The sequence below is a fragment of the Bradyrhizobium liaoningense genome, from assembly GCF_018130825.1.
Lineage (GTDB): Bacteria > Pseudomonadota > Alphaproteobacteria > Rhizobiales > Xanthobacteraceae > Bradyrhizobium > Bradyrhizobium liaoningense_B.
In genome coordinates this window covers 766,726-784,444 of record NZ_JAFCJS010000002.1, presented here as the reverse complement: position 1 = coordinate 784,444, position 17,719 = coordinate 766,726, and the positions used below count along the sequence as shown (strand labels likewise).

Here is a 17,719-nt window from a genome sequence, read left to right as displayed (position 1 = left end):
GGCTGCAGGACGGTCGTCCTTGGTCGTGCTTTTTTGGGGAGGCCGTTATGGCCGTATCGAGAGACCAGGCTGCGCGCGTCATTCGCCAGGAAACGGTGGAGACGTCGGCGAACGATGAAGCTGCGGCCGAGACGCCCGCGGCCCTTGCCGACCAGTTGCGCTCCCACGTGGCCGAGGAAACCAAGCGCCGCAGCGAGGCGCCGGAGAAGCCCGTGACCGACAAGCCGGCCGCAGCGCCGGACGCCCCCGCTGCCGGCGCGCCGAAATCCGGCAAGCGCAAATTCGTCCTGATGGGCGTCGGTCTCGTGCTGGCGCTCGCGGCTGCGAGCTATGCCGGCTATTACACGCTGGTCGGCCGCTTCTACATCTCCACCGACGACGCCTATGTCCGCGCCAACAACACCATGCTCGGCGCTCGCGTGTCCGGCCACATCTCCTCGATCCTCGCCGGCGACAACACGACGGTGCGCGCCGGCGACGTCATCCTCCGCATCGACGACGGCGACTACAAGATCGCCGTCGATGCCGCGGCGACGAAGATCGCGACCCAGCAGGCGACCATCGATCGCATCGGCCGCCAGGTCGCAGCCCTCGACAGCCAGGTCGCGCAGGCCAAGGCGCAGCTCGTCTCCGCGGAAGCGGGCCTCAAGCGCGCGGATCTCGACTATGAGCGCCAGCAGGCGCTGAGCAGCAAGGGCTTTGCCTCGCGCGCCACCTTCGAGAGCTCGGAAGCCGGACGCGACCAGGGCGCCGCCGCCGTCAAGGCCGCGCAGGCCGCCTATGACGTCGCGGTCAGCAATGTGGACGTCGCCAAGGCGCAGCAGGCCGAAGCGCAGGCGCAGCTCGCCGAGCTCAAGACCTCGCTCGCCAAGGCCGAGCGCGATCTCGCCTTCACCGCGGTGCGCGCGCCGGTCGATGGCACGTTCTCCAACCGCCTGGTCAACGCCGGCGACTTCGTCGCGGTCGGCCAGAGGCTCGGCAACGTCGTGCCGCTCGATGACGTCTATATCGACGCCAACTTCAAGGAGACGCAGCTCAAGCGCATTCGTCCCGGCCAGCCGGTGACGATCAAGGTCGACGCCTACGGCATGCGCAAGTTCTCCGGCGTGGTCGACAGCATCGCGGCGGGCGCGGGCTCGGTGTTCACGCTGCTGCCGCCCGACAACGCCACCGGCAACTTCACCAAGATCGTGCAGCGCGTGCCGGTCCGCATCCGCGTGCCGAAGTCGGTCGCAAAGCAGAACCTGCTCCGCGCCGGCATGTCGGTCTACGCGACCGTCGACACCAACAAGGGCGCCGCCGACGCCGACAGCGAGGGCGATCTCGACGATCCCACCGCGATCCATCCGCAGTAGCCGCAAGCTGAGCGCTGCGAGGTCAGACCATGGCCACCGCCACCACCGCTTCACCCGCCATGACGGCGAACCCCGCTTCGGAGCGCATCGCGCCGAAGCGGCTGTTCGCCTTCATCATCATGGTGTTCGGGATGTTCATGTCGATCCTGGACATCCAGATCGTCTCGGCATCCCTCAGTGAGATCCAGGCCGGATTGTCGGCAAGCTCCAGCGAAGTCGCCTGGGTCCAGACCGCCTATCTGATTGCCGAGGTGATTGCGATCCCGCTATCAGGCTTCCTGTCGCGCGCTTTCGGCACACGGCTGCTGTTCGCGATCTCGGCGGCGGGCTTCACGGCATCAAGCCTGCTCTGCGGCTTTGCCACCACGATCGAGGAGATGATCCTCTGGCGCGCGCTGCAGGGTTTTCTCGGCGCCGGCATGATCCCGACGGTGTTCGCCTCCGCCTACACCGTGTTCCCGCGCTCGAAATTCCACATCGTCGGCCCGATCATCGGTCTCGTCGCGACGCTGGCGCCGACCATCGGACCGACCGTCGGCGGCTACATCACCGATCTGATGTCGTGGAACTGGCTGTTCTTCATCAACGTCGTGCCGGGCATCGGCATCACCGTCGGCGTGCTGGCGCTGGTCGATTTCGACGAGCCGCATTTCGAACTGCTTGACCGCTTCGACTGGTGGGGCCTGTTGTTCATGGCCGGCTTCCTCGGCACGCTGGAATATGTGCTGGAGGAAGGCCCGCAGCATGAATGGATGCAGGACACCTCCGTGGCGATCTGCGCCTGGATCTGCGCGGTCTCCGCGATCGCCTTCTTCTGGCGCGTGTTCACGGCGGCCGAGCCTATCGTCAATCTGCGCACCTTCTCCAACCGCAATTTCGCGATCGGCTGCCTGCTGCAGTTCTGCATCGGCATCGGCCTCTACGGCCTGACCTACATCTATCCGCGCTATCTCGCCGAGGTGCGTGGCTACAGCGCGCTGATGATCGGCGAGACCATGTTCGTCTCCGGCATCACCATGTTCCTGGTCGCGCCGCTGGTCGGCCGGCTCATGGTGAAGATCGACATGCGCTACATGATCGCGTTCGGCCTCATCGTGTTCGCGATCGGCTCCTACCAGATGACCTGGATCACCCGCGACTACGATTTCTACGAGCTGCTGGTGCCGCAGATCCTGCGCGGCATCGGCATGATGTTCGCGATGGTGCCGACCAACAACATCGCGCTCGGCACGCTGGCGCCCGACCGCGTGAAGAACGCGAGCGGCCTGTTCAATTTGATGCGCAATCTCGGCGGCGCGGTGGGCCTCGCCGTCATCAACACCGTGCTCAACGACCGCACTGATTTGCACATCACGCGTCTGCAGGAGCGCGTGACCTGGGGCAATGCCACCGCGACCGAAACGCTGACCATGCTCCAGCAGAAATTCCAGGGGCTCGGCGATTCCACGCTGATGGCGATGAAGCAGCTCAGCCAGATCGTGCACCGCCAGGCCGTGGTGATGAGCTTTGGCGATGCCTTCTTCGTGCTGACGGTGTTCTATCTCGGCCTCAGCCTGCTGGTCACGCTGCTGAACAAGCCGGCCGCAATGACCGGCGGTGGCGACGCGCATTGACGCTCCACAACAGGTGTCGTCGCCCGGCTTGACCGGGCGACCCAGTATTCCAGAGGCAGGCGTTGGAGACCTCGCTCTCACCACATCCGCTGCGGGGTACTGGATGCCCCGGTCAAGCCGGGGCATGACGGCGGAGGTTGGGACGACGATGCGCGCCAAGACCTCGCGCACCAAATTGCAACACTCGTCCGTGATCTCGCGCGGGGACCGTTGCAAATCACCCGCGACACATCTATAAAGCGCACCTCATTCAATCGAACCGGGGAGATTTGCATGATTTTGTCGCATTCGCAGATCGTACGCCCGCGCTCGATGATGCTCTGGCTCGGTACGTACTCGGCCTGTTAGAGGCCTCTTCCGCCAGCTTCGATTGGGCCAAGGTTTCGACCAGGCGTCCCGATCGCTCCGCTTCCCAAGTCAAGATCAGTCTTACGTGACGCCGTCCCGGCCCTTGCGGCCGGTTTGCGTCCATCGATGGAGCCGGCCCGCGCGCAGCGGCCGGATGATGCCATGACCGCTCTGTCAAAAAAGCCCGCGGCGATATACGTGGTGCTGCCCTTCGTGTTCAGGCACTGGCTGAAGCAGCCGGGGCGGACGCTCGCCATCGTCACCGGCCTGCTGGGGGCAACCGCAGCCGACCTGTTCATGCCGGTGTTCTCGGGCCATCTGGTCGATGCGCTGACGCGCGGGCCGTCGGATGCCGACGCGCGCCACGCCGCATTGGTCGCGTTCGCCGCCATCGTGGCGTTGGGTGCGGCCTCGATGGTGCTGCGGCTTGCAGGGCTGCAGGCGATCGTGCCGTTCACGCTGAAGCTCATGTCCGAGATCGCGCAGGATGCCTTCACGCGTGTGCAGCGCTTCTCGACCGATTGGCACGCCAATTCCTTCGCCGGCTCCACCGTGCGCAAGATCACGCGCGGCATGTGGGCGCTCGATCTGCTCAACGACACCATCCTGCTGGCGCTGCTGCCGTCGCTGGTCGTGCTGATCGGGTCGATGATCCTGCTCGGCGTGCACTGGGCCTCGCTCGGCGCGGTGATCGCGCTCGGCGCGCTTGTCTATGTCGCGATGACGGTGCTGTTCTCGACCCGCTACATCGCGCCGGCCGCGCGCGTCTCCAATGCCTGGGACACCAAGGTCGGCGGCACGCTGGCGGACGCACTGACATGCAACGCCGTGGTGAAATCCTTCGGCGCAGAGCTGCGCGAAGATGCGCGGCTCGCCCGTGTCATCAGCCGCTGGCGCGTGCGGGTGCGGCGGACCTGGTTCCGCTACAACTACACGGCCATGGCGCAGCTGTCGCTGCTGCTGTGCCTGCGCGCGTCCGTGATCGGCGGCTCGGTGCTGCTGTGGATGTCCGGGCACGCTTCGCCGGGCGACGTCACCTATGTGCTGACGAGCTATTACGTCATCCACGCCTATTTGCGCGACGTCGGCATGCACATCAACAACCTCCAGCGCTCGGTCAACGACATGGAGGAACTGGTGGCGATCCATGACGAGCCGATCGGGATTGCGGATGCGGCCAATGCGCGGCAGATCGCGATCGAGAGCGGCGAGATCGTGTTCGACGACGTCACGTTCCACTATGGCGGTCATCGCGCGCCGCTGTACGACGGCTTGTCGGTCAGGATCCGCGCCGGCGAACGCGTCGGTCTCGTCGGCCGCTCCGGCTCCGGCAAGACCACCTTCGTCAAGCTGGTGCAGCGGCTCTACGACGTCACTGATGGACGCGTGCTGATCGACGGCCAGGACATCGCGCTGGCAACGCAGCAATCGCTGCGCAGCCAGATCGCGATCGTGCAGCAGGAGCCGATCCTGTTTCACCGCTCGCTCGCCGAGAACATCGCCTATGGCCGGCCCGGCGCCAGCCTCGAGGCAATCGAGCAGGCGGCGCGGCTGGCCAATGCGCACGACTTCATCCTGCGTCTGCCCAAGGGCTACGGCACCCTCGTCGGCGAGCGCGGCGTGAAATTGTCCGGCGGCGAGCGGCAGCGCGTGGCGCTGGCGCGCGCATTCCTGGCGGATGCGCCCGTGCTGATCCTGGACGAGGCGACGTCGAGCCTCGATTCGGAATCGGAGGCGCTGATCCAGCAGGCGATGGAACGGCTGATGAAAGGCCGCACCTCGATCGTGATCGCGCACCGGCTGTCGACGGTGAAGAGTCTCGATCGGATCCTGGTGTTCGACCGCGGCGAGATCGTCGAGCAGGGCACGCATGCTCTGCTCGCGGGCAAGCCGGGGGGCATCTATCGCGGCCTGTTCGAGCGCCAGGTGGTGGAGCTCGGACAGATCGCAGCAGCGGAATGAGGTGTGTGGCAGCGGGCGAATCCCGCTGTCACGAGGCCTAAGGATGGAATGAGATGAAAGACCTGACGCACGGCTCCATCGTGAGACACATCCTGGCCATGGCACCGCCGATCATGGTCGGCATGATCACGATCATGATCTGCCAGCTGGTCGATCTGTACTTCGTCTCCGGCCTCGGCGATGCCGCGGTTGCGGGCGTCGCTGCGGCCGGCAATGCCGGCTTCCTCATCAACGCCCTGATGCAGGTGCTCGGCGTCGGCACGGTGGCGCTGATCGCGCATGCCGTCGGACGCAAGGATCGGCCGGATGCAAACCTGATCTTCAACCAGGCGATCGCGCTGTCGGTGCTGTTCGGTCTGTTGACCCTCGGCATGGGCGCCGCGTTGTCGCGCCTCTATATGCGTTCGATCGCCGCGGACCAGGCCACGGTCGAGGCCGGGACCACCTACCTGTTGTGGTTCATGCCGGCGCTCGCGTTGCAATTCGCGACGCAAGTGATGGGGGCCGCGCTGCGCGCGACCGGCATCGTGCGGCCCGTCATGCTGGTGCAGACACTTGCGGTCGCGATCAACATCGCGCTGGCGCCGGTGCTGATCTCGGGCTGGGGCACGGGCCGTGCGCTCGGCGTCGCCGGCGCGGGGCTGGCGAGCTCGATCGCGGTCGTCGCGGGCGTGCTGATGCTGCTGGCGTATTTCCGCAAGGTCGAGCGCTATGTCGCCTTCAATCCGGCGCAGTGGCGTCCGCAACCGCACCACTTGAAACGCATCCTCAATGTCGGCCTGCCGGCCGGCGGCGAGTTCGCGATGATGTTCATCTTCATGGCGGTGGTCTATTACGTGCTGCGCGATTTCGGCGCGGCGGCGCAGGCGGGCTTCGGCATCGGGCAGCGCGTGCTCGGACTGATCCAGATGCCGGCGCTCGCGGTCGCGCTGGCGGCAGGACCCATCGCCGGCCAGAACGTCGGTGCCGGCAACGGCGCGCGCGTGCGGGAAACCTTCGTCAAGTCGGCGCTGATCACCACCATCGTGGCGCTCGGCTTCATGGCACTCGCGCAGTTGAAGCCGGAGCTTCTGCTCGCGGGATTCTCCAACGATCGGGAGACGATGGAGATCGCCTTCCTGTTCCTGCGGATCATCTCGCTCAACATGGTGGCGCAGGGGCTGATCTTCACCTGCTCGAGCATGTTCCAGGGCCTCGGCAACACCAAGCCGGTGCTGCTGAGCTCGGCGACGCGCGTGTTCACCTATTCGCTGCCGGCGATCTGGCTGTCGACACGGCCAGGCTTCCGCATCGAGCACGTCTGGTATCTCTCGATCGCGGCGACCACGCTCCAGGCTGCAATGAGCCTGTGGCTCCTGCGCCGCGAGTTCAGGAAGCGCTTCGCGCCGCTGCCGCAGGACGAGGCTGCGGAGCCGGTGAAAGCTGAGCCCGTCGCGCCTCCTGCGCGTGCGCCCGCGTAGCGGTTGACCTGCTCCCCACGGCTCCCGCTCGTTTGCGGCGCCGTGGGGCTAATGCGCGCCAATGCTGTTCCAGACGAGGCCGAGGCCCGACAGGAACAGGAGGCCGAGTACGACATCGCCAAAGTGCTTGTCGCTCAGCGCATGATAGACGCGCGCTCCGGCCCATGCGCCGACCAGCGTGCCGGGAAAGGCGACAGCTGCGAGCCAGACCACCTTGAAGGCGACGAGGCCAGAGGCGGTCTGCAACACCAGCGCGGTGGCGAGCACCGTGAAGTTGAAGAGCTGGAAGATGCCGCGCCGCTCATGCTTGTTCCAGCCGCGGATGTTGGCCCAGAGGATCGGCAGCGGCCCCGACAGTCCGGCAAGTCCGCCCAGAATGCCGCCGGCAAAACCGATCGCGCCATCGGCGATGCGGCCGCCGAACTTGATCGCGAGCGGCCGCTTGTTCAGATACAGCGCCGTCGAAAAGATCAGCAACAGCACGCCGACGCTCAGCTTGAACACTTTCGGATCGGCGGAGGCGACCATCATGGTCCCGAGCGGCACGCCGATCAGTCCGCCGATCAGGAACGGCCAGACCAGCGAGAGATCAAAACTCTTCCACATCGACGGCAGCGTCGAGGTCTGCGCGATCACCGAGCAGATCAGCACCAGCGGCACCGCGAGCGAGGGCGGCAGGACGTAGAGCCAGATCCCGAGCGCCATCAGCGCCGTGCCAAACCCGGCCAGCCCCGAAACGAAGCCGCCGGCCAGCGCGCCGAACAGCAGCAGCGCGTAAGTAGACGCTTCCACCTGTCATTTCCTGTCGTTAGCGGCGATCTCGAACGGTTGATCGTCATCCGGCGCATAGCACAGATGCGGCCGGGAAGGTCAATTTCAAAACCGCACGCAAGCGTGATCCCCAGGGGCGGGCGTTCGCCGAAGCGGCGCCTACATGACCCGCGTAAGGCAATTTGGGGGACCCGTTGCAAGCGACGCAGCACTGTCCCCGATGAGATGATGGAGCATGATCATGATCCGGACGAAGATCGTCGTTGCGGTCGGGCTGCTATCGGCGGCGGCCTTGATGCCGACGATGGCGCAGGCGCAGTTTTCCGAGCCCGCGGCCTTTCAGGCCGCGCATCCGGATCGGGATGTGCTGAACGGCGGCCAGCTGACGCCCGCGGGGCGCGCCGCCCGTGGCGAGGCCGTGGCCCCGAGCGAGGCCTACGCGGCTTATCCTGCAGGCGTTGCACCGGTCGTTCGGCCACGCCACCGTCGTCATCATCAATAAGAGTCTAGACGATCTGCCTGGTGTCGGCGGGCTTGTGCAGCGCGCCGACCAGGATGCGCAGCGCCTCGGTCAACTCCGCCCTGTTACGCGCTGCGCCGAGCGAGACGCGCGCCGCGTGCGGCGGTGTCCCGTCGACTGCAAAGGCATCGCCGGCCACGATCGCGAGTCCATTCCGTAAGAGATGCGCCGCGACGTCGGGGCGTCCCTCCGGCAGCCGCAGCCACAGATGATGCGCCGCAGGCCTGGCGAGGAATTGAAAGCCTTTCAGTGCGCGCTGCGCAAGCTGTTGGCGGCCGACCGCCTCGTTGCGGATGGCGGTGATGATGCGGTCGGCGATGCCGGTCTCGATCCAGTGCGTCACCAACGCGACCATCAGCGGCGCCGGCATCTGCACGGTAGCCTGCAAATGGCCGCGCATCTGAAGCTGCGTGTCGCCGTCAGGCGTCACCAGATAGGCGATGCGCAGCGCCGGCGCGATGCATTTTGACAGCGTGGTTGCGAGATAAGTCCGCTCCGGAACGAGGTTCGCGATCGGCGATGCCGAGCGATCGAGCAGCCCGTAGGCGTCGTCTTCGATCAGGATCGTATCGAGGTCGCGGATAATCTTGGCGATGGCGCTGCGCCGCTCGGGAGGAAGCGTCGCGGTGGTCGGATTGTGCAGCGTCGGGATGAGATAGACGGCCTTGGGCCTGTGCGTGCGGCAGGCCTTTGCCAGCGCATCGGGCAGGATGCCGTCCTCGTCCATCGCGACGCCGACGAGCTTGACGCCGAGCCGCGCGGCGGCGGCCTTGATGCCGGGGAAGGTGAGCGCTTCCGTCAGCACGACGTCGCCAGGACGCGCAAGGTGCGCGAGCAGGTTGAGTAGGATCGTCTGCGTGCCGGGAAAGATCACGAGCCTGTCGGCGTGTGCGTGCGGGACGCGTGACCGCATCCAGCGCGCCGCGACCTCGCGCTCATGCGCGCTGCCGCCGGGCGGCTGATAGTTGAGGAACGCGGTCAGGCCCGATTGCGCGCGCAGCGTCTCCAGTCCCGCGACGATGCGCTCGTCGAGCTGCGCTTCGAGTGGATGCGGCGGTACGTTCATCGAGAGGTCGATCGCGACCGGATGCGGCAGGTCGACCGCGCGCCGCGCGCTGGTCTCCGACACGAACGACCCCTGTCCGACGCGGGCCTCCATGATGCCGCGGCGCCGCGCCTCGGTGTAGGCGCGCGTCACGGTGGTGAGGTCGATGCCAAGCGCCTTGGCCAGCGCGCGCTGCGTCGGCAATTGCTGGCCGCGCACCAGCCGGCCTGCGGCGATGTCGGCCTCCATGGCCTCGACGATGCGCTGGTAGCGCGGCCCGCTCAGCTCCGAGATTGTAGGGGTCCAATCCATGCAATTTAGGCCATATTCTTTGAATGTATGGATGCAGGATATTATTGTATGGATCAGCAAAACGGAAGAGGTGCGGTCATGGCAACCGGTTCAGTCTCTCTCACGAAGGCAATGTGGCGCGGCTTCTTGGGCAAGTGCCCGAACTGCGGCGAAGGACATATGTTCGGCCGCTTCCTGAAAGTAGCCGACACCTGCGATCATTGCGGTGAAGAACTGTTTCACCAGCGCGCCGATGATTTTCCGGCCTATCTGGTGATGGTCGTCGTCGGTCACCTCGTCGTGCCTGCGATCCTCGCAATCGAGACCGCCTACGCGCCGCCGATCTGGCTGCAATTGGCCGTGTGGCTGCCGGTAACACTGTTCGCTTCGCTTGCGTTGCTGCAACCGACCAAGGGCGCCATCGTCGGCCTGCAATGGCAGATCGGCATGCATGGCTTTGAGGCGAGCAAGCTCCGGCGCGAGGCCGGTGCGCTCGTCCTCGCAAAAGTGAATACGCGCACCGCCTGAAGCGGCGCGTTTACATCGCGCGTGTGGTCGTTACACTCCGTCGTAGCAAACAAGAACGATGGAAACGCCGATGGCCGCACGCGCAAAGACTTTTCTGCTCTGTCATGGCGCGTGGTCGGGCGGATGGGCCTGGAAGAAGATGCACCCGCTGATGGCGCAGGCGGGCCACCACCTGGTGGCGCCGACTTACACCGGTCTCGGTGAGCGCGCGCATCTCGCCAATGCCGCGATCGATCTCGAGACGCATATCCAGGACATCCTCAACGTCATCGCCTTCGAGGATCTCCGCGACATCGTGCTGCTCGGCCACAGCTATGGCGGCATGGTCGCGACCGGCATCGCAGACCGCGCGCGCGAACGCGTGACGCAGCTGATCTATCTCGATGCCTTCGTGCCGCGCGATGGCCAGTCTCTGTTCGACCTCAACGAGGCCGGCCGCGTGCCGATGCGAAAGGCGGCCGCGTCCGGCGACGGCTATCGCATCCCGCCGAACCCGCCGCCGCCGGATACGCCGCAGGCCGATCTCGACTGGCTCAATGCGCGCCGCATCAACATGCCGCTCAAATGCTTCGAGACGAAGTTGAGGTTGGACCGCGGCGAGCCGGCGATGCCGCGCAGCTACATCTATTGCACGCGCATTCCGCCGGGCGATGTGTTCGGGCAGTTTGCCAAGCGCACGAAGAACGAGGACGGCTGGCGCTATTTCGAGCTCGACGCCAGCCACGCGCCGAACGTCACGGCGCCGGAGGCGTTGATGGGCGTGTTGAACGAGATCGTGGCGTAGCCCACGCTCGTCATTCCGGGGCGTGCGCAGCACGAACCCGGAATCCATTTCTCCTCCGTCTCTGCCGCCCGATGGATTCCGGGTTCTCGCTTCGCGAGCCCCGGAATGACAGCGTGCCCAAAAATGGTGAGGGGTCCGATGCGGTCAGCATCGAACCCCTCGTTGCAAGATATCAGCCGGCCTGTAAGCCGGGTTCTGTAGGGCACCGCCCGCTTGCGCGAACGATACGTGACGGCCATTCCTCTGGGACCATGTTTGCACATGGCCTCGAGCAACCTACCCGGACGGCGGGCCTGACATCGCCCCGCGGCGTTATCGCTTTCGCGAACAGCCCGCTACGCCGTCCCTATTCGGTTTTGCTCCCGGTGGGGTTTACCATGCCGGCCCCGTTGCCGGCGCCGCGGTGCGCTCTTACCGCACCTTTTCACCCTTACCCGTCTACGCAGCTTGCGCTGCTACGACGTGGCAAGCCCGGCGGGCCTGCCTCGCCGAAGCCCAAAGGGCGAAGGCGGGCGGTTCGTTCTCTGTGGCACTTTCCCTGGGGTTGCCCCCGCCGGATGTTATCCGGCACCGCATGTCAAGGGAGCCCGGACTTTCCTCCCCGGCGGCCTTTCGGCACCTGCCGGAGCGGCCGTCCGGCCGACTGACTGATAACGCATGGAGCATTTGTGACGGTTCCGTCAAGCCGAGATCGCCGCGCACGCGTTCTCGAAAATAATTTATCCTGAAGATGTCGTTTGGAGCGCGCCCCGTTCGACTGGATGTCGGCGACACAGCCGAACAACAGGAGTGAAGCGATGCAGTATCTGCTGATGATCTACCAGAACGAGGTCGAGTACGCGAAGATCGACACGGGAACCACCCAGAAGATGTCGGCGGAGTATGAGGCCTTTACGCAATCCATCATCCGGAACGGCAATTTCAAGGCCGGCGATCGGCTTCGGCCGACAACGACCGCCACGACCGTCCGCGTGCGCGACGGCAAGACGCTGACGACGGACGGCCCGTTCGCGGAAACGCGTGAGCAACTCGGTGGCTACTATCTGATCGAGGCCAAGGATCTCAACGCTGCGATCGAGATCGCGGCGCGAATTCCGAGCGCGCGCATCGGCTCGATCGAGGTGCGGCCGATCTGGGTGTACGACAAGTGACGGCGAAGCTGCGCGTCGGCGCATGACCCCGAGCGAAATCGAAACCATCTTCCGCGACGAGGCGGGGCGGGCGCTAGCCACGTTGATCCGCCTCGTCGGCGATTTCGATCTCGCCGAGGACGCGCTGCAGGATGCGTTTGCGGTCGCGCTGGAGCGTTGGGCGGCGTGCGAAGTTCCCGACAATCCGCGCGCCTGGCTCGTCAACGTCGCCAAGCACAGGGCGATCGACCGCATCCGCCGCCAGGCCGTCTTTCGTGGCAAGCAGCAGGCGCTGATGCATGAGCTCGAGCTGAACGCGCTGGGCCCCGACGAGCCGCCGGCAACGCTCGACGACGACATGCTGCGGCTGATCTTCACCTGCTGCCATCCCGCGTTCGCGCCCGAAGTCCAGGTCGCGCTGACGCTGCGCACCGTGTGCGGGCTGTCGACGGCGCAGGTGGCGCGCGCCTTCCTCGTCAGCGAGGAGGCGATGGCGCAGCGGCTGGTCCGCGCCAAGCAGAAGATCAGGCTTGCCGGCATTCCCTATGAGGTGCCCGAGCGCGAGGCGCTGGCGCCGCGGCTCGCTGGCGTGCTCGCGGTGATCTACCTCGTCTTCACCGAAGGCTATGTCGCAACCTCGGGCGCGGATCTGATGCGGCCGGATCTTGCTGTCGAGGCCATCCGGCTCGGTGGCTTGCTCGACCGGCTGATGCCGGGGCGCGGCGGCATCAAAGGCTTGCTCGCCCTGATGCTGCTGCACGATGCGCGCCGCGCCGGGCGCGAGACGTCGGCCGGCGACATCGTGCTGCTGGAAGAGCAGGATCGCACGCTCTGGGATCGCGCGCAGATCGAGGAGGGCCTGCGTCTGGTGGACGAGGCGCTGCGCATACCCGGCCGGCCGCAACCCTATGCGGTGCAGGCCGCGATCGCTGCGCTGCATGCGCGCGCGCCAAGCTTCGAGGCGACCGACTGGCCGCAGATTGCGGGGCTGTACGAGGTGCTGCTGCGCATCAACCCGTCGCCGGTGATCGAGCTCAATCACGCCGCGGCGGTGTCGATGGTCGACGGCCCGGCGCGTGCGCTCGATCTCGTCGATGCGACCGCCGCGCGCGGCGGGCTCGACGGCTATGAGCTGCTGCCCGCGGTGCGCGCGGATCTGTTGCGACGGCTCGGGCGGAAGGAGGAGGCGCGCCAGGCCTATCGTGTGGCAACGGAGGCGACGCAGCTCGAGCCGTTGCGGCGGCTCTATGCGCGAAGGGTGAGGGAGATGGAGTAGGCCTCTCGTGCCCCGGACGCAGCGCAGCGCCCCTTCGGCGGTGCGCTGCAGAGCCGGGGCCCACCTCTCCGCAGCGAACTCGTGTCGCCAACTGGGTCCCGGCTCTGCGATGCAACGCGAAGGGCGTTGCATCGCGTCGGGGACACGAGACTGGGCAATGACGCGCTCATAGTTGCCGCCGTCACTTCGACGCGACCGCTGTCCCTTCGACCGGCAGGCTCGCCAGCAGCGCCTGCAAGGTCGACAGCGTCGAGTGATCCGCGACACCATCGAGCCGCGCCGGGCGGAAATGGCGTTGGAAGGCGGTGACCACTTCCATGGTCGCGGCGTCGTATTTGCCGGTGAGGGGAACGCCGTAGCCGTACTTTGCAAGCGCCTGCTGCATGCTCAGCACCGCGTCGCTGATGGTGCCGAGCATCAGGGTCTCGCCGCGCACGACCGGTGCCGGCGTGACCCAATGACCGACGCCGGAATTGGCCAGCGAATGCCACGGAAACTTTTCGCCGGGGTCCTTCTTGCGCGCGGGCGCGACGTCGGAATGACCGAGCACCCGGTGCGCGGGTACCTTGCGGCGGAGCATGATGCCGCGGCATAGCGCGATCACGGCCGCGATCTGGCGCAGCGGAAACTCCGGATAGCCCCAGTCGTGACCGCGATTGACGATCTCGATGCCGATCGAGCAGGAATTGACGTCGTCCTCGCCGGCCCAGGACGAGACGCCGGCGTGCCAGGCGCGCTTGGCCTCGGGCACGCATTGCACGATGCGGCCGTCCTCCAGCACGACATAGTGCGCCGACACTTCCGTCCCCGCCGTGCACAGCCGCGCCAGCGCACCCTCGACGTCGGGCATGCCGGTGTAGTGCAGCACGATCATGTCCGCCTGCCGACCCTTGTTGCGCTCGCCAAAGTTCGGCGAGGGGATGATGTCGGAGACGATCGAGGAATCCGGCTCGAACGAGCGCATGTTCGCCGCGGCTTTGGGAACCGGGAGGACGCGCTGACGCTTCGAATCAGATCCAGACGGCGAACCGGGCGACATAAGCAGCTCAAGTCGGACAGGAGAGTGGGGCAAGCCCTTCTCTTTACTATTCCTTTACCCTCCGCCGTGCGCAATCGCGCGACGAGGTTAACGGATGCATTTTGCGCGGGTGTGTGGATGAGGCATCACCATCGCCTCACCTTTTCCACTTGTAACGAGCCGATCAACGCTTTCTTAACGCTAAGGGCCGTTACTGAGAGATGAAGAGCCGACCCGCGTCCGGAGGCGGCCAAAGCGTATTTTGGCTCGGAATCCCATGGCTGCCCGACAAATTCCACTGGGAACTCTGGGTTTGCCGCCCGGGACGGCCGGGCTCGGTAACCATGTTGGACTGGGGCTTTGTCGTGGAACCGCCGCGACGCGGAATCATTCGAGGCGTTATGGGCTGGTTCGCCCTCGATCTGGCATGGTCGTTCGGCAGGCGTGGCGCATGAGCACCGCTCCTCACATTCCCGTGCTTGGCCGCGAGGCGATCGAACATCTCGCGCCGCACGCGGGCGGCATCTATGTCGACGCCACCTTCGGCGCCGGCGGCTACAGCCGCGCCATCCTCGACGTGCCGGGAACCCGGCTGATCGCGATCGACCGTGATCGCACTGCGATCGCAGGCGGGGCCGATCTCGTCGCGCGCGCCGCGGGCCGGCTGACGCTGGTCGAGGACCGCTTCTCCAATCTCGCCGAGATCTGTGCCGCGCAAGGCGTCGCTGGCGTGGACGGCGTCGTGATGGATGTCGGCGTGTCCTCGATGCAGCTCGATCAGGCCGGTCGCGGCTTCTCCTTCCGTCTCGACGGTCCGCTCGACATGCGCATGGCGCAGACGGGGCCGACCGCGGCCGACGTGGTCGCGCGTGCCTCGGAGAGCGATCTCGCCGACATCATCTATCTCTTCGGTGAGGAGCGGCAGTCGCGCCGCATCGCCCGCGCCATCGTCGCGGACCGGCAGGAGACCCCGTTCACGACCACGCGCGCGCTCGCAGATCTCATCGGCAGGATCGTGCGCTCCAAGCCCGGCGACATCCATCCCGCGACGCGGACGTTCCAGGCCCTGCGCATCTTCGTCAACGAAGAGCTCGACGAGCTCCAGGCCGCGCTCGCGGCTGCCGAGCGCGTGCTCAAGCCCGGCGGCCGTCTCGTCGTCGTCTCGTTCCATTCGCTGGAAGACCGTATCGTCAAGAATTTCCTTGGCGAGCGTTCGAAGACCGGCGGCGGCTCGCGCCACCTGCCGGAGGTGTCGCAAGTCCCGCCGAGCTTTCAGCTGCTGACGCGACGGCCCGTGATTGCCGGCGAAGCAGAAGTCGCGAACAATCCGCGCGCGCGTTCCGCCAAGCTGCGCGCCGCGGAGCGCACCAATGCGCCTGCGCATCATGACGATGAGCCATCGTCCTGGCCAGGACTCTCCGACGTGATGAGGGGAGGCTAGCGCATGCGCATCATCCACCTCCTCGTCATCGGCGCGCTGATCTTCGCGGCGGCCTATGTCTACCGGATCAAGATGGACTCCACCGCGCGCACCGAGAAGGTGCTGCGGCTGCATGCGGAGATCCGCGAGCAGCGCGACGCGATCGCCTCGCTGCGCTCCGAATGGGCCAAGCTCGATGCGCCCCTGCGCCTGCAGGGCTTGTCCGAGCGGCATCTGCCGCTCAAGCCGGTCAACGGCACGCAATATGACTCGCTGAAGAATCTGCCCGAGCGTCCGCCGCGGATGTTCAGGCCCGGCGAGCCCGACCCGATCGGCGCCATGCTCAACACCATCGAAGCCGCAAGCGATCCTGACACCGTGACGGGCTCCGTGCCTCAGCCCGAGGACAAGCAATGAGCCCGGCAACGCCTGCAAAGCCCACTGAAAAGCCGACCGAGCCCTGGCGGCAGCGGCTGATCCGCAGCCTGCTCTACGGGCGCAATGTCGATCGTGCCGCCAAGGCGCGGGCGCGCGTCGGCCTCGCCATGCTCGCCTTCGCCTCGGTCTATGCGCTGATCGGCGGCCGGCTCGTGATGTTCGCGATCGGCGCCGACGCGCACAGTGCGCGCCGTGCGGCATCGCAGGAGGTGGTCGCGACTGCGCGGCCCGACATCGTCGACCGCAACGGCGCCATCCTCGCGACCGACGTCAAGGCCGCGAGCCTGTTCGGCGAGCCGCGCCGCATCATCGACAAGGACGAGGCGATCGAGCTTCTGACCGCCACCGTGCCCGACCTCGACGAGGCCGAGGTGCGCGAGCGCCTGAAGACGCGCAAGGGCTTCGTCTGGCTCAAGCGCGAGGTCACGGCGAAGCAGCAGCAGGACATCCACAAGCTCGGCATTCCCGGCATCGGCTTCCTGCGCGAGAACAAGCGCGTCTATCCGACCGGCAACGAGGTCGCCCACCTCATCGGTCTCGTCAACATCGACAACCAGGGCATCGCCGGCATGGAGAAGTGGCTCGACAATCAAGGGCTCGCCGATCTCCACCGCGCGGGCTTTGCCACCGACCGGCTGCAAAAGCCGATCGAGCTGTCGATCGATCTGCGCGTCGAGCACGCGCTGCGCGACGAGCTCTTGAAGGCCAAGGAGAAGTACCACACCAAGGCCGCGTCCGGCATCGTCTCCAACGTCAAGACCGGCGAGATCGTGGCGATGGTCTCGCTTCCGGACTTCGATCCCAACATTCCGAAGGAAGCGCACGACCCCGACCGTATCAACCGCCTGACCACCGGCGTCTACGAGATGGGCTCGACCTTCAAGGCGTTCACGCTGGCGATGGCGCTCGATTCCGGAAAGATCAACTTGAACTCGTCGTGGGATGCGCGCGGAAACCTGCACTACGGCAAGTTCACCATCCACGACAGCCACGCGCTCGGGCGCTTCATCAACACCAAGGAAGTGTTCACCTACTCGTCCAACATCGGCGCCGCGCGGATCGCGCTCGGCCAGGGCGTCGAGGCGCACAAGGCGTTCCTCGCCAAGATGGGGCAGTTGACGCGGCTGCGTACTGAGCTGCCGGAGAGCGCCGCACCGCTGGTGCCGCGCCGCTGGGGCGAGCTGAACACGGTGACCATCGCGTTCGGCCAGGGCATGTCGGTGGCGCCGCTGCAGGCGGTGATGGGTATCAACGCGCTGGTGAACGGCGGCTATCTGATTCCGCCGACCTTCATGAAACGCAGCGAATCCGAAGCGGCGGCGATCGCCAAGCGTGTGATCAAGCCGGAGACCAGCGACAAGATGCGGTTCCTGATGCGGCTCAATGCCGAGATCGGTACCGCCAAGAGCGCCGACGTCAAGGGCTACTATGTCGGCGGCAAGACCGGCACGTCCGAGAAGGTCATCAACGGGCGCTACGCCAAGAAGCGCGTGCTCAACTCCTTCACCGCGATCATGCCCTGCGATGATCCGAAATATCAGATACTGATCATGCTGGACGAGCCGCAGGCCATTCCTGAAACCAAGGGGTTCATCACCTCGGGCTGGAACACGGTGCCGACCGGGGGCAAGGTGATCGAGCGGATCGCGCCACTCCTGGGCGTCGAGCCGCGGTTCGACCTGCCGCCGTCCGAGCGCCTTATTCTTGCAGCATCCAGGACAACCCAGTAATCAACGGGGTAGGCCATCGCCGGTGCTGAT

The 17,719-nt window shown here is 66.0% G+C and carries 15 protein-coding genes and 1 other RNA gene; 12 read left to right on the top strand and 4 right to left on the bottom strand.

Going from position 1 to position 17,719, the window contains the following annotated elements; translation table 11 throughout:
- Positions 1-47: 47 nt before the first annotated feature.
- The 4 genes from JQ603_RS12055 to JQ603_RS12040 all read left to right on the top strand — a co-directional run bounded on the left by JQ603_RS12055 (position 48) and on the right by JQ603_RS12040 (position 6,738).
- On the top strand, positions 48-1,355 hold the full coding sequence (locus JQ603_RS12055) for an HlyD family secretion protein (RefSeq protein ID WP_212339680.1): 1,308 nt from the start codon (positions 48-50) through the stop codon (positions 1,353-1,355).
- A gap of 29 nt (positions 1,356-1,384) precedes the next feature.
- Positions 1,385-2,968 (top strand): DHA2 family efflux MFS transporter permease subunit, encoded by a 1,584-nt coding sequence (locus JQ603_RS12050; protein ID WP_212339679.1) that lies wholly within the window; start codon positions 1,385-1,387, stop codon positions 2,966-2,968.
- A 510-nt stretch (positions 2,969-3,478) separates the two neighbouring features.
- A complete protein-coding gene (locus JQ603_RS12045; RefSeq protein WP_212339678.1) occupies positions 3,479-5,278 on the top strand; it encodes an ABC transporter ATP-binding protein in 1,800 nt (599 codons plus the stop codon).
- A gap of 53 nt (positions 5,279-5,331) precedes the next feature.
- Entirely contained in the window at positions 5,332-6,738 is a 1,407-nt protein-coding gene (locus JQ603_RS12040) for an MATE family efflux transporter (protein ID WP_212339677.1), read from the top strand.
- Between the two features lie 48 nt (positions 6,739-6,786).
- Here the strand turns inward: JQ603_RS12040 and JQ603_RS12035 are convergent, their stop codons facing one another.
- On the bottom strand, positions 6,787-7,530 hold the full coding sequence (locus tag JQ603_RS12035; RefSeq protein ID WP_212339676.1) for a sulfite exporter TauE/SafE family protein: 744 nt from the start codon (positions 7,528-7,530) through the stop codon (positions 6,787-6,789).
- Positions 7,531-7,750: 220 nt separating this feature from the next.
- Between JQ603_RS12035 and JQ603_RS12030 the strand changes: the two genes are divergently transcribed.
- The gene (locus JQ603_RS12030; protein WP_212339675.1) at positions 7,751-8,011 is read left to right on the top strand and encodes a hypothetical protein; all 261 of its coding nucleotides are present in this window, start codon (positions 7,751-7,753) and stop codon (positions 8,009-8,011) included.
- Positions 8,012-8,015: 4 nt separating this feature from the next.
- Here JQ603_RS12030 and JQ603_RS12025 read toward each other — a convergent pair whose 3' ends face one another.
- Positions 8,016-9,386: a PLP-dependent aminotransferase family protein gene (locus JQ603_RS12025; protein WP_212339674.1), complete on the bottom strand. Its 1,371-nt coding sequence runs from the start codon at positions 9,384-9,386 to the stop codon at positions 8,016-8,018.
- 78 nt (positions 9,387-9,464) lie between these two features.
- On the opposite strand from JQ603_RS12025, the gene JQ603_RS12020 reads away from it, so the two are divergent.
- The gene (locus JQ603_RS12020) at positions 9,465-9,893 is read left to right on the top strand and encodes a DUF983 domain-containing protein (protein WP_245003555.1); all 429 of its coding nucleotides are present in this window, start codon (positions 9,465-9,467) and stop codon (positions 9,891-9,893) included.
- A gap of 70 nt (positions 9,894-9,963) precedes the next feature.
- Positions 9,964-10,677, top strand: a complete 714-nt coding sequence (locus JQ603_RS12015; protein WP_212339673.1) for an alpha/beta hydrolase — start codon at positions 9,964-9,966, stop codon at positions 10,675-10,677.
- Between the two features lie 168 nt (positions 10,678-10,845).
- On the opposite strand, the gene rnpB is transcribed toward JQ603_RS12015, so the two are convergent.
- An RNA gene (rnpB, locus tag JQ603_RS12010) (RNase P RNA component class A) lies at positions 10,846-11,324 on the bottom strand.
- Positions 11,325-11,474: 150 nt separating this feature from the next.
- Between rnpB and JQ603_RS12005 the strand changes: the two genes are divergently transcribed.
- On the top strand, positions 11,475-11,828 hold the full coding sequence (locus JQ603_RS12005; RefSeq protein WP_212339672.1) for a YciI family protein: 354 nt from the start codon (positions 11,475-11,477) through the stop codon (positions 11,826-11,828).
- A gap of 22 nt (positions 11,829-11,850) precedes the next feature.
- Entirely contained in the window at positions 11,851-13,083 is a 1,233-nt protein-coding gene (locus JQ603_RS12000; RefSeq protein WP_212339671.1) for an RNA polymerase sigma factor, read from the top strand.
- A 181-nt stretch (positions 13,084-13,264) separates the two neighbouring features.
- On the opposite strand, the gene JQ603_RS11995 is transcribed toward JQ603_RS12000, so the two are convergent.
- A complete protein-coding gene (locus JQ603_RS11995; protein WP_212339670.1) occupies positions 13,265-14,047 on the bottom strand; it encodes an N-acetylmuramoyl-L-alanine amidase in 783 nt (260 codons plus the stop codon).
- A 505-nt stretch (positions 14,048-14,552) separates the two neighbouring features.
- Here JQ603_RS11995 and rsmH point away from each other — a divergent pair.
- Genes rsmH through JQ603_RS11980 form a run of 3 tightly spaced genes read left to right on the top strand, consistent with a single transcriptional unit; the run spans position 14,553 to position 17,689 of the window.
- Entirely contained in the window at positions 14,553-15,542 is a 990-nt protein-coding gene (gene rsmH / locus JQ603_RS11990; protein WP_212339669.1) for a 16S rRNA (cytosine(1402)-N(4))-methyltransferase RsmH, read from the top strand.
- Positions 15,543-15,545: 3 nt separating this feature from the next.
- Entirely contained in the window at positions 15,546-15,938 is a 393-nt protein-coding gene (ftsL, locus tag JQ603_RS11985; RefSeq protein ID WP_018640944.1) for a cell division protein FtsL, read from the top strand.
- Complete coding sequence (locus JQ603_RS11980) at positions 15,935-17,689, top strand: peptidoglycan D,D-transpeptidase FtsI family protein (protein WP_212339668.1); 1,755 nt, start codon at positions 15,935-15,937, stop codon at positions 17,687-17,689. The genes ftsL and JQ603_RS11980 overlap by 4 nt, the downstream gene beginning before the upstream one ends.
- The last annotated feature ends 30 nt before the right edge of the window (positions 17,690-17,719 follow it).